This window comes from Verrucosispora sp. ts21, assembly GCF_002879555.1.
In the GTDB taxonomy this organism is placed as follows: domain Bacteria; phylum Actinomycetota; class Actinomycetes; order Mycobacteriales; family Micromonosporaceae; genus Micromonospora; species Micromonospora gifhornensis.
In genome coordinates this window covers 124424-136482 of sequence record NZ_PNOZ01000008.1, presented here as the reverse complement: position 1 = coordinate 136482, position 12059 = coordinate 124424, and the positions used below count along the sequence as shown (strand labels likewise).

The following is a 12059-nucleotide window of genomic DNA, read 5'->3' as shown; positions in this document are numbered from 1 at the left end:
GCCCCCGATCATCCGCAACCGCGCCGACCTGATCCACTCCGTCGCCAACACCTACAGCGAACTACGCGCCGAAATGGCCGGCGAACTCGCCAACCTCAAGCTCTACTGGGAAGGCGCCGCCGCGCAAGCCTTCACCCACTATGCCGACCGCGCCATCACCTACCTCACCCAACTCGAAACCCAGGCCCGCTGGCTGGCCGACGAAGGCAAACGCGCCGCCAGCATGCTCGAAGGCCTCCGCAACGCCTACGCCAGCCTCGGCTACGAACAAATCAGCACCCTCATCACCGCCCTCAACACCTACCTCGACGCGATCAACAGCCCCTTCTCCGCATGCACCAACCCTGAGAAGGCATTCCTGGACGTGGTGAACACCTTCATCGGCTACCTCCGCGACGCCGAGAAGCGACACGTCGACGCCATGACAAGCCTCATCAAAGTCGATGAACAGGAACGCAAGGAACGACCCGACCTCGGCACCCGCAGCCACGACACCACCCCCTTCCCCCACACCCAGGTCGGCACCGGCGCATGGACCGACCGCAACACCTGGAAACCACGACCCGACCGCCCCACAATCTGAACCGCGAGCCAGCACTCGAGCCCCGTGAACCGGGTGCATCGGACCGGGTGGCAGCACGACCCATGGCGAGGTCAGGATGTCAGCAGGATTCGGCGACGCCCTGCGGGTCGCCAGCCCCACGAGTTCCAGGGTGGCGACGTCCGTGGGAGTCGCCTGCCAGTGGCCTTCTCTCGACGCCGCAGGGCAGCGAACTCCTGCGCACGCGGCACGACCACGTCGCGCGTCCGCTGCAGTTCGTCAGCGGCACGCACGAGCGCGTCGAGATCGTCGGTGAGACTGCGTGGGATACGGGCGGCGACGACCAGGTGGTGCCAGGTGGCGCGGAATCCGTACGGGGCACAGTGCAGAGCGCACTCCCGCAATGCATGAAGCCTGCGCTGCGGCGAGAGCGTACTGTCGCGGACGCGGCGCGCCTGCGCAGGAAAGCTGGTCACCAAGCAATGATGGCGCTCTCCATGGGACGGCATGACCACGTTTCGGTACCCGGACGAACCACAACGCAGGACGAGACAGCCCTCACAGTGAACACACGCACATCGGCACGACCGCACCGTCGGGGCCAAGGTGCCATCGCTGTGGGTAACGCGTTCGGTGCGGGCAAGCGGTCGTGGTCGGCAGGGTTCGGATGCGTCTGGCAGCATCGTCGGGTGGCCGAGACGACAGACTGGCACGACTGGCACTCGCCGTACGCCGACGACACGTCTGCGTTGTCACGGCGACTACGGATCGTGCAGCGCCACATCGACGACTGGCTGGACCAGCGGCCGGAGTTCACGCTAAGAGTCGTCAGCGTGTGCGCGGGCCAGGGCCACGACCTCATCGGCGTGTTGACCCGCCGCTCGGACGCCGACCGGGTGCAGGCAGAACTGATCGAAAAGGACCCACGCAACGCCACAGCCGCACGCAAGCGCGCCGCTGCGGCCGGTCTCGGCGGTATCACCGTCCGGTGTACCGACGCCGGTGACTTCGCCGCGTACCGTACCGCCGTCCCGGCCGACCTGGTGCTCCTCGCCGGCGTGCTGGGCAACATCAGCGACCAGAACGCCCGAGCGACGATCACCTCACTGCCGAGGCTGTGCGCGCCAGGAGCAACGGTGATCTGGACCCGGACACGTAGGCCTCCGGACCTGACCCCGGTGGTGCGGCGCTGGTTCGCCGGCGTGGACTTCACCGAGCAGGCATTCGACGCGCCACCCGACGAACTGTTCTCAGTGGGCGTGCACCTGTTCCGCGGCCGACCTGACAGCCCGCCCCCGAGCGGCCGGATCTTCACCTTTGCGCGATAAGGATCATCCGCCGCAGAGACTGCCGGTAGCGGCGGTCAGAGCGACGACGTAGCAATATCTGCGGCAAATCCGTGCACCGCGATCAGCTCAAACACAGTCCGGGTCGGATCGGAAGTGAACCGCTGGAGCGCTGCTTTGCCGGCTATCGGCGTACGGGCCAGGGCACAGCGGCGGGCCCTACCGCCGCAAGTCAGCCGCGTAGGGAGCCTTTGTCCCGTACGGAGGGGCCGGACGGTTTACGACTGCCCGGTGAGGAGATCCGCTTTCAACGACGCGGCCGTCACCGCCTACTTTGCTACCCCCGGCAGGTACCACAACCCGGACTGTTGACCGTCGCGCAGCCAGCTGACTCGGGATGCCTCATCGGGTCGAGGCGGCCAATCGCGGTAGGGCAGGAAGGCTACCCGCCATGCGATCACTACGAAGATGTAGAGGCCGAAGCCGCCAGCGAGCCACCACAGTGCGTCGCGGCGACGGTAGGAAGCACGCGGCGCAAGCCAGGCCGTGGCCGCCATCGGAACTGCGATCCAGCTGAGATCCGCGAGCGGGCCACTGCCCATCGCGTCCTCGATCAGCTCACGGATGATGACGGATGGCACCACCACGCCGAACACCAGCAGCGCGGCGATTAACGTACGGGTCGCTCGCCTGAGTGGCGGGCGCGAGCTGAGCGGATCATCGGGCATGGCCCGCAGGATACGAGGAAGCAGCAATCGCCGACGCAGGGCAGCCGTCACCTCTACAAGTCCGAGGCTGCGCCGAACGGAAATCCAAGCCCTCCCACATGATGCAAGCGGAGCCGCCGCACGGGTCCCAAGCTCGCAGGCGGACCGCCGAAGGCCGCCCGGTGTAACCGGGTGATGACACCGCAGAGGTGCCCTTCGCAGGGCGCCCCGGAGTTGTGGGACTCGGAACAACCGCACAGCCATCATCGGCACGACGGTCACCGCTACCCTCGATCGGCGGCAAATCCGTAGGCCAAGATCGTTTGCATCGTCCGCACACAGCATGTCCGGGCCGCCTGGTGGTCAACGGTCCGGCGCCCGTAGTTCCTCTATCAACGCCACGATCGCGGGATCCACCGGCGCTCGTACGTCCGTAGGTCGCGTGACCTCGTCGTCCTGAGGGTCGTAGATGGTGAGGTCGTATCGGCGGGCGAGTTGGTCAATCAACTGCAACGCGGGCGTGCTGCGTTCGCTGAAGCTCAGCTGCATGCTGACGTGGTCGATGCCGACATTCAGCGGCATGTCCATCCACGGGGAGTCGTGATCGTACGGCGGGAAGTCCGGGTAGTGGGCGCGGAGGTTCTCGTAGAACCCGACGATGCGTTCGTCCAGCTCGCCCTCGGGGTGATGCAGGCTTTGGCACTGCTCCGCCATCGCCTGTACCGCGGCATCGGTCGCGCTCGGGTCGACCGCAAGCACGACGAGACCGAAGCCCATGGGCCTATCGTGCCTCACCGCCACCGGTCCGTCGATCAAGTCCTCACCGAAGCAACCGCACCGAGATCGGGTGCGCGCTCATCGGCAGTTTCGAGCGGCAACCCAGCGGTGCCGGGTCACGTTGCGTTACGCGCGGCTCGCGGCAGAAGAGTGCGGCTTACTCTGCCAGTTAGTGGCCGTCGAAGCGAAGCTGCGCCATGTTCGTTCCGTCGTCGTCCTTGGCAAGCAGGTCCTTATACCGATGCGCGTCTCGCTCGGCGATTATGCGGGCTTGTGCCACGAGATCGTGCAGGTTTGCAGGGTAGTACTCGTCCTTGAGGATGAATCCGCGGGCGAGCCACTCCCGGGTGGCCACATGCCGGCAAGTAAGGAATGCGGCAAGGCAGGCGATCCGATACAGGCCACGCAGATCGGCCACCTCGTCGTCCGCGGCCCGGCCCGTCGGGGTGGGCCGGCGCGCACGAAGGGCCTCGACGGACTCGTAGACGAGGCTGACCTGGGACCAGTACCAGGCACGGACGGCACACACCTTCTTATGTTCCGGCCCCGTCTCGATCACCGAGACCAGGTAGCGCTGCACGTGGCGTCGCCCGAGCGCCACCAGCAGCGGGTGGATCAGCTGCTTGTTGGACGAGACATCCTCATCGCACACGATCACAGCCAACACCCGATCGGCCACGGCAGCGGCAACCTCGGGCCGTGCTGCCAGAAGGTCACCGACGTGCAGGCGTTTGGCGTTCCGGCGGTCGTATGCCACAAAACGATCGTTGCTGCGATACGGCTCAGGCAGCTCTGGATGCCGCCAGTCCGGGCAGAGCTCCGCGAGGAGCTCATCGAGCCGCTGCTCGAACTCCGTCTCAAGGTCACCATCGGTCCAGGCCTGCACGAACCAATCATGCCGCTGATGGCCACCATGAAGGAGCCGCAGGGCACCGCCTCGAGATCGAGGTCCTCAGCTCAACAGCACCATCTGCGCTTTGCACCTACCGACGTCTCACCCAGCCTGACGCCCCATCAGCGGCATGAGCGAGCACCTGATCGAGCGCCCGTTCACACGGTTCCCCTCGGTGCGAGGCTGGCGTGCCTGAGAAGTTGTTCGACCACGCAGGCCTGCCGGTGCCCGGTGAGGCAGCCACAGCGTGAGCCGGGGTGTACCCAACGGCGCCGTCGGCCAACTGGCGGATACTGCTGACCACCGGCGCCCGTCTGTGGCCATGCGGCCAGCCGGAAAGTGTTTCTCCGGTTGGCGTTCGCTCCGTAGGATCTCCGGCGATCAAGGGGGATGAAACGGTGGGCGATTTCCAGCAGTTCGTGACGGATGTGACTTCGCGTCTGTCCACGATGTCCAGGGGTGAGTTGTACGTCGTCGGCGACGGTCTCGACCGGGACTCGCTCTGGCTGACCTTTCTCGATTCCTTCCCCGCCGGCACCAATCTGCGGTTCCGTGAGCGGTCTGCGTACGACTGCTCGACCTGCCGCGGTTTCATCAAGCACTTCGGCAACGTCGTTGAGATCCACGACGGGCGGGTCCGTACCGTCTGGTCCGGGGTGTCTGCGTCCGACCCGGTCTTCTCCGTCGTCGCCGCCGCTCTGGACGAGTTCGTTCTTTCGCTGCCGTTGTCCACCATTTTCCGGTCCACTCAGGCGCAGTACGGGACGAAGACCACCCGGACGCTGCGCGACGGCCAGGTCGAGGTGTGGCACCACCTGCACGGCCGGGTGGAGAAGCGGCATCGCATTGAAGACGTCGGCGCGGCACAGGGCAACTTCGACGCCGCGGTGCAGGTCTTCCAACGTGGCCTGGCCGAGCTGACCCAGCACGCTCTGGACACCATCGTTGACCTTATCGACGACAATGCCCTCTACCGCGGCACGGAGCATCGTCGGGCGGTGACCGAGTTCCGGTCGCTGCAGAACCGGTGGACGCAGGCGACCGACCGGCGGGCCTTCGTCTTCGCCAACGCCATGAACCCGGCGGCACGCCTCCGCAACGCGGTGATCGGCACCCTCGTCCAGGACCTCTCCGCGGGTGTCGACCTGGAACAGGCGGTCCGGTCGTTCGAGACGAAGGTGGCACCGCAGAATTATCAGCGCCCCAGGGCGTTGATCACCCCGGCCATGGTCAAGGCCGCCATGAAGACCATCGACGAGTTGGGCATTGAGGAGTCGTTGCAGCGGCGGTTCGCCCGGCTCTCCGACGTGTCGGTCACCAACGTGCTGTGGGTCGACAACGACACACAGTCGCGGATGAAGGACGGCATCGAAGGGCTGCTCATGCAGGCGGCCACCACCAGGTCGTCAGGTGCGGGCCTTCGGGACGCGAAGCCGGAGGAGATTCCCGTGGTCTCCTTCATGAAGGACATCCTGCCCGGTGCCGCGACCATCGACCTGTGGGTGGCCAACAGCCACGAACCGCACCTCGTCAGTCTCACCACCGGCCGGCATCCAGCCGCCCCGCGGCTGTTCACCTGGGACAACGACTTCGCCTGGTCCTACAACGGCAACGTCACCGACTCGATCAAGGAGAAGGTCAAGCGGGCCGGCGGCAACGTCAGCGGCAAGCTGCGGGTGAGCCTGTCCTGGTTCAACCACGACGACCTCGACCTGCACGTTTACGAACCCAACGGCGACCACATCTGGTACCAGGACAAGCGCAACAAGCTGGACGTCGACATGAACGCTGGCGGAACGCTCTCCCGCGAGCCGGTGGAGAACGTCACCTGGACCGACCGTGTCCCCGACGGTGAGTACCGGATCGAGGTGAACCAGTACCGCAAGCGGGACAGCAGCGACGTCGGCTTCGTGATCGAGACCGAGAGCGACGGGAAAATCGAGAACTACCGGCACGAGCGGGCGGTCGGCCACAAGGAGACCGTCGAGGTGGGCTGGATGACGGTCGCCGGCGGGGTGATCACCGCCTTCCGGCCGGGTAAGGACATGCAGCCGGGCAGTGCGAGCAAGGCGTTGTGGGGCATCACCACCGAACAGTTCGTGCCGGTGTCCACCATCATGTACTCGCCGAACTACTTCGACGGCAGCGAGGTCGGCAACCGGCACTACTTCTTCATCCTGAAGGGGTGCGTGAACGACCAACCGACGCGGGGGATCTACAACGAGTTTCTCCGCGGCGACCTGCAATCGCACCGCAAGGTGTTCGAGGTTCTCGGCGACCGCACCAAGTGCGAGCCGTCCCCGGATCAGCTGTCCGGCCTCGGCTTCAGCTCCACGGTCCGCAGCTCTGTGGTCGCCAAGGTGACCATGACCGGCGGCCGGCGCCGTCTCATCAGCATCCAGTTCTGATTTGTCCCCAGACACCGAGAAAGGCCACCGTGACCCTTTTCGAGAAGGCCACGCGGGAGAAGTTCCGCTACCCGTCGACCAAAGGCCTGCTGACCACGGAACAGTTGTGGGAGCTTCCGCTGACCGCCAAGTCCGGCTTCAGCCTCGACGACGTGGCCAGGGCCGTCAACGCCGAGCTCAAGGCCGTCGACACCGAGTCGTTCGTGGCCACCGAGACCAATCCGGCCAAGGCGACCTTGGAGACCAAGTTGGAGGTCGTCAAGCACGTCATCGCCATCCGCATCGCGGAGGACCAGGCGGCGAAGGCAGCGGCGGCCAAGAAGCTGGAGAAGGAGAAGCTGCTGGCGGTCCTGGGCCGCAAGCAGGACGCGGTCCTGGAGAACCTGACCGAGGCAGAGCTGCTGGCCCGAATCAACGACCTGTAGCCCGCCGACAATCAGCGTCTGCCAGCAGGCCGGCACATCGCCGAGAAGTACGGTCGCCGTGCAAGACCTGTGCGGCCGGGCCGGCACTCAACGGCCACTTCTCTGTCCTGGCCCAGCGAAGTTGAGATCTGCTTGCCTCCTTGGCCTGGTGGTTGTCATCTTCATTGGGTCGTCCACCCTGGTTGCGGCCCGGTGTAACTGATGCCCGCAGAACTGATCTTGTTGTGGTGGGTTGAGTAGGGGCGGATGTGGTTTTCGATCAGGATGGCGAGTCGGCTGCGGTGGCCTGGGGGCCACGGGTCGTAGCGCATCGACAGGTCGAGCAGGTTGCAGAAGGCGGCGCCGGCCTGGCCCTGGGTCATCGGTGAGATGGCTTGGATCTGCCAGTGACGTGTGACGAAGAGGGTGGCTGCCGCGATGATCTCGGGGTAATTCGCGGCGTGGAACGCGGGGTCTTGTGAGTGGTATTGGGGGGCGGCTGGCCGTAGCACGGTCAGCCGTTGGCTCTGGCTGTGGCCGACGTAGCGGCCGTGGATGTACTCCCAGGCGTCGAAGGCCGCTGCGGTAGCGATCAGGACTGCGGTCTGGCCGTATCGGCGGACGAGACGTCGATGGCGGATCTGTGCCGTTTTGATCTCTGGCAGGCGCTTGACGTTGATGGCGTGGTCGGTGACGGGCCACGCGGTCGCTGCGGGGGCTCGGGTGCCAAGCCAGAGGTTGTGCTTGACGCAGGTGGTGACGTGGTGCGGGTAGTAGCGGTGGACGGTGCCGCCTCGGTGGCGGCGGACGCAAGGTGGGCAGGCGGGACGGGGGAACGCCTGGAACAGCCACCAGCGCGGCGCGGGTTGGCGTAGCTCAGGCAGAACGCGGCGAAGGTGGTCGGCGGGTCGGCCGGTGAGTGCGCTGAGCTTGTCGAGGTTGAGAGTTCGTGTGTGGCTGTAGGAGACCTTGTCCGGTGAGGCGTCGATGGCGGCCTCGATGTCGCGGATGGGGGTGTGGTTGGTGGCAGCGAGCCGTTTCAGGTAGGAGGTGACGGTTTCCGAGGTGACGGGTGGTGTGGGGATGGGCAGCCGTCGGGTGGGGGCGCCGGTCATGCCGCGCCCGGTCGTTGGCGGCGGGGGCGGGCGGGACTCGGGGCGGGGGTGGCTGTCTCGGCGGCGTGGTCGAGGCGGATCGCGTCGAGGTGGGCCTTGGTGATCTTTTCGGTGCCGTCGAGGATGGCGTCGATCGCGGCGCCGCGGATGAGGTGGGACAGGCTGCCGATCATGCCGCGTGATCGCTGGTAGAGGTATTCGCCGTGCCGGGCTAGGGTGCCGGCCTTGTGCCGGTGCAGCCGCAGGGCCTGTTCGAGGGTGGCCACCAGCGCCCGCCAGTTCTCCTTCTGGCTGTTGGTGCCGTAGGCGAACGGCCGGGTCGCGATCGTGGCGAACCGGCTGGCAATCTGTTCGCCGCGGGTGCCGGTGAACAGGTTGGCGCGCTCGACGTTGATGCCGGAGTAGACGAACGTGGCGGGGATCCGCTCGGAAAAGTATTTGAGCTGGTCGGATGCCTCGGCTCCGGCGCGGGTGGCCAGGTTGAGGTTGTGGATCTCGTCGACGAGCACCAGGTCGCAGCCGACGTCGCAGAGCACGGCGCAGACGGCGTTGGTGACGTCGGTGATGTTGGACCGGGATGCCAGGGGCAAGCCGAGGAAACGGGCGAACTCGACGGCGAGCATGCGTGGTGTCGCCGCTGGTGGGACGGTGACGTAGACGACCGGGATCCGCGGGCCGGTCACCGGGTTGCGCAGCGCGACGGCGAGTTCGTGGGCGCGGCCGAGCTGGGTGATGGCGGTCGTCTTGCCGGTGCCGGCGCCGCCGGTGATGATCAGCCCCCGGCGGGCCGATATCTGCCGGCGGTTGAGGATCAGCAGCCGGCGAACCGTCTTGACGACCTCCTGGATGGTCGGGGTGTTCACCACGATCAGGTCGCTGTGGTAGTCCAGTCGGGCGTCGTCGTAGGCGGCCTGCTCGACCGGGCTCAGGTGCGGCCAGCCCAGCAGCTCGGGCGGGCGCGGGTCGTGCTGGACCCACCGGGACCAGCCTTCCTTGCTGGTCAGTGGCTCGTCAGCCGGCGGGGTGAACGCGGCGGTCATAGCCACCGTTGCGCCTCCTCGCGAGCGTCGAAAATGCCGAAGGGGATGACGTTGTCGACCTGCCCGTCCTCGGGCTCGTCGACGTCGTCCTCGGGTGGAGGCTCGGGAGCGACGCGGGGCCGGTGCGACGTCGCGGCGGCCCGGGTCCTGGCCGCCACCCGCCGGTCGGTCTCGCCCACCGGGGCTTGCGGTGTGGGCCCCTCGCCGGCGCGGCGCAGCAGGTCGGCCAGCACCCGGGCGGTCGCGGTCTCATCCGGCTCGCCGGCCGGCTCGGAGGTGGCCTGTTGCCGGGCGTGGCGCCAGGTGAAGTCCGCGAACGGAGCGGCCACCATCGGCAGGTGAGTCCACCCGGCGCGAATCCATCCGCCGCCGCGGTGGTTGCGCACCCAAACGTGGGTCAGGTCGTAGGGGTCGTGGCGGACCTCCCACAATCCCTGCTTGGCCGCGATCCCGGAGTGCTGCCGGCGGTAGGGATTGAGCGCTCGGCTGTCGTAGGTGCGCCCGTCGAGGCGGATGCCGTAGTCGTTGATCGTGCGCCACGAGCCTGGCAGCAGCTCGACGTAGTCGTCGCCGGTGAGCATTAGCGGGACGTAGCCGGCGGCCGTGACCAGCACCGCGAACATCTCGTTCGGTGACAGCACCCGCCCGGTGTCCGGGCTGAGCAACCCGTCGTGCGGGCGCTGCTGCCACCCGATGATGATCCACTCATCGAGCAGGTCCTGCATCTGGGCCATCGACCACACCGCCTCGGCCTGCACCCGGCTGCCCCGGTGAGCGACGTCCCGGCCGGTGTAGCCGGCGACGTACTGGCAGAACAGTGTGTTGATCGACCCGAAGGTGCGCTCGACGATGCCCTTGTCCGTAGGGCTGCGCGGATGCGCCGGCTGCACCGAGATCCCCAACGTCTGGCAGGCCCGCAAGAACGTGTCGGACAGATAGACCTTCCCCCGGTCACAGACGATCGTCTCCGGAACCACCACCGGCTTCGCGGCGGCCTGCTCCATCCGCGCGTCGATGGCAGCCAGCCGCCGATGCGGCAGCCTCGATGCCGCCATCCGCAGCGACTCGTCCCAGCCCGGCCGCATCGGCTCGGGCACCAGCATCCGCGCGAGCAACAGGGAGGCGTCCACGGCTTTCGTGCCCACCGGCCGCAACACTGCGGCGCAGATGGTGCGGGTGGCGACATCCACCGCCGCGGTCAACTCGACCCGACGGGCCTGACCGTCATCGAAGACCACCATCACGTCCAACACGGTGGTGTCGATCTGCACCTGCTGACCCGGCCGAGCCGCCCACGTCACCGTAAATGGGCCGCCCGGCCGGTTCGCCGTCGACCGGCGGGTCGTCGCCGCGCCGAAAGTGTGCTGGCCCACCGACAACGCGGCGACCAGGCGGTGGAATGTGCTCTTCGGTGGCAGTGCCACCACGCCTGCTCCGTGTCGCTGCGTCAAGATTCTTTCGACCTGATGCCGCAGCCGGGAACGAGTGCCGGTCGACTGATTCTCCTGCGCGATCAACGCCTCACGGATCGCGGCCACCACCCGTTCATCGGCCCTCCCGACCTGCGAGACCGGTCGCTGTGACCGACCGTCCACCAAGGCGCGCAGGCCGCCGGTTCGGTAACGTTGCCGCATCCGCTGAACGGTCGCCACGCTTGCGGGGATCCCGGACGCGGACAACTCCTCGGCCTTCGCCGCCACCCGCTGTCGCATGCCGTGCAGGCGCGGGTCGTACTCGCTTCGCGGCGCGGTCCCCGGCTCGACGCCGGGAGGAAGCCCGGTCTCGACCTCGATGATGTGTTGCTCCCACTGCCGGGCCCGCTGTGCGACGTCCTCGGCGACATCAGCGAGGGCATGATCGGCAAGAACCGTGCGCGGCTCGGCTGGATCCGCGCCGAGGATGTCGAAGCCCGGCGAGCCCACCAGGTGCGTCAGCAGCACCGCCCTCGGCGTACCGTCCGGGCTGACCAGCCGGACCCATGACCCCGACAACACCGCCACCTGGTGCTCTGCGCCGTCGAAGGCAACTCGATCACCCACCCGCAGCAGCCGCGTCACGTTCCCGCCCTCACCACGACCGACGTCGCGTCCAGCCGAACCACCATGTCGACGGACAACCGCTGTGACCACAGCAGATGAAACAGCACCGGCAAGACCGCGATTGGATCACCGACCTGCGCTGCTGCCTCCATCAGAGGCATCGGCGAGCCGAACAGATCAAACAGCCGATCCGCGACCGGCGCGTCAAGGTGACGGGGATGCCGGTAGCCGGCCAGCCACCGCAGGTTCGCCAACCACACCCGGTCGTGCCCGCTCACGAGGCGGTAGTCCCAGCCCACCACGTCGCACGCCTGGGCGGTGGCCTTGAACGCGGCAGCGTCCCTTTCCGCGATCCGGTCCGTCGGACGGCAGTCGATCACCACTCCGGTCCCGTCCCGGCGGCGGGCGAAGAAGTCCGGTGCGTGTGACCTCGCTCGCCTCGTGTCCGGCCACCACAACCAGAACGGCTGTGCGGCGAAGCCCACCACGGACGCGTCGAAGTCCAACGCCATCGCCTCGTCGCGCTCCAACCACGACTCGAAACCGACGTGAGCACCGATGCACGCCGCCCAGTAGAGGCCCGGATAGTTGCGCTGCCCTCGGTACGACGGGAACGAGCGGACCGCCGGCACCTGCTCGAACGCGACATCTGCCACATCGGCCAGGCGCCGACGCACCTCGCCTCCGCCCTCAACGACGAAGCCGACCTCGAACTCCACCGGATCCGTCAGGCGACCACCTGACACGGACCGTAGATTGGCCACCGCGACCACCCACCTAAATGCCTCGCCGGTCCGCCAGTGTCGCAGCTGCTGATCAGATTCAGCGTGCCGGGTCGCAGATCACCCGA

The 12059-nt window shown here is 67.2% G+C and carries 12 protein-coding genes; 4 read left to right on the top strand and 8 right to left on the bottom strand.

Features of this window, described 5'->3' with window-relative positions:
- A partial coding sequence (locus C1A38_RS05595) for a WXG100 family type VII secretion target (RefSeq protein ID WP_146017454.1) occupies positions 1–583 on the top strand: 583 nt, incomplete at its 5' end.
- Between the two features lie 71 nt (positions 584–654).
- On the opposite strand, the gene C1A38_RS30690 is transcribed toward C1A38_RS05595, so the two are convergent.
- Positions 655–1017 carry a hypothetical protein gene (locus C1A38_RS30690; RefSeq protein ID WP_146017453.1) on the bottom strand — a complete coding sequence of 121 codons (363 nt, stop codon included), beginning with the start codon at positions 1015–1017 and terminating at the stop codon, positions 655–657.
- Positions 1018–1230: 213 nt separating this feature from the next.
- Here C1A38_RS30690 and C1A38_RS05590 point away from each other — a divergent pair, with 213 nt between their 5' ends.
- Positions 1231–1869: an SAM-dependent methyltransferase gene (locus tag C1A38_RS05590; protein ID WP_102656761.1), complete on the top strand. Its 639-nt coding sequence runs from the start codon at positions 1231–1233 to the stop codon at positions 1867–1869.
- A 287-nt stretch (positions 1870–2156) separates the two neighbouring features.
- Here the strand turns inward: C1A38_RS05590 and C1A38_RS05585 are convergent, their stop codons facing one another.
- From C1A38_RS05585 to C1A38_RS05575, 3 genes are all read right to left on the bottom strand, one after another.
- Positions 2157–2555 (bottom strand): hypothetical protein, encoded by a 399-nt coding sequence (locus tag C1A38_RS05585; RefSeq protein ID WP_102656753.1) that lies wholly within the window; start codon positions 2553–2555, stop codon positions 2157–2159.
- 342 nt (positions 2556–2897) lie between these two features.
- The gene (locus C1A38_RS05580; RefSeq protein ID WP_233196646.1) at positions 2898–3350 is read right to left on the bottom strand and encodes a hypothetical protein; all 453 of its coding nucleotides are present in this window, start codon (positions 3348–3350) and stop codon (positions 2898–2900) included.
- A gap of 130 nt (positions 3351–3480) precedes the next feature.
- Positions 3481–4197, bottom strand: a complete 717-nt coding sequence (locus C1A38_RS05575; RefSeq protein ID WP_102656751.1) for a hypothetical protein — start codon at positions 4195–4197, stop codon at positions 3481–3483.
- Between the two features lie 404 nt (positions 4198–4601).
- Here C1A38_RS05575 and C1A38_RS05570 point away from each other — a divergent pair, with 404 nt between their 5' ends.
- Complete coding sequence (locus C1A38_RS05570) at positions 4602–6611, top strand: DUF8224 domain-containing phage-derived protein (protein WP_102656750.1); 2010 nt, start codon at positions 4602–4604, stop codon at positions 6609–6611.
- Between the two features lie 29 nt (positions 6612–6640).
- Positions 6641–7036: a hypothetical protein gene (locus C1A38_RS05565; protein WP_102656749.1), complete on the top strand. Its 396-nt coding sequence runs from the start codon at positions 6641–6643 to the stop codon at positions 7034–7036.
- Positions 7037–7197: 161 nt separating this feature from the next.
- On the opposite strand, the gene C1A38_RS05560 is transcribed toward C1A38_RS05565, so the two are convergent.
- From C1A38_RS05560 to C1A38_RS05545, 4 genes are read right to left on the bottom strand one after another with little or no spacing between them, the layout of a single operon-like run.
- Entirely contained in the window at positions 7198–8130 is a 933-nt protein-coding gene (locus C1A38_RS05560) for a TniQ family protein (protein ID WP_102656748.1), read from the bottom strand.
- On the bottom strand, positions 8127–9170 hold the full coding sequence (locus C1A38_RS05555; protein WP_102656747.1) for a TniB family NTP-binding protein: 1044 nt from the start codon (positions 9168–9170) through the stop codon (positions 8127–8129). The genes C1A38_RS05560 and C1A38_RS05555 overlap by 4 nt, the downstream gene beginning before the upstream one ends.
- Positions 9167–11227: a TnsB C-terminal domain-containing protein gene (locus tag C1A38_RS05550; RefSeq protein WP_102656746.1), complete on the bottom strand. Its 2061-nt coding sequence runs from the start codon at positions 11225–11227 to the stop codon at positions 9167–9169. Before C1A38_RS05550 ends, C1A38_RS05555 begins: the two co-directional genes overlap by 4 nt.
- Positions 11224–11955, bottom strand: coding sequence for a TnsA-like heteromeric transposase endonuclease subunit (locus C1A38_RS05545; protein WP_233196645.1), 732 nt, complete (start codon positions 11953–11955; stop codon positions 11224–11226). Before C1A38_RS05545 ends, C1A38_RS05550 begins: the two co-directional genes overlap by 4 nt.
- Positions 11956–12059 lie beyond the last annotated feature (104 nt).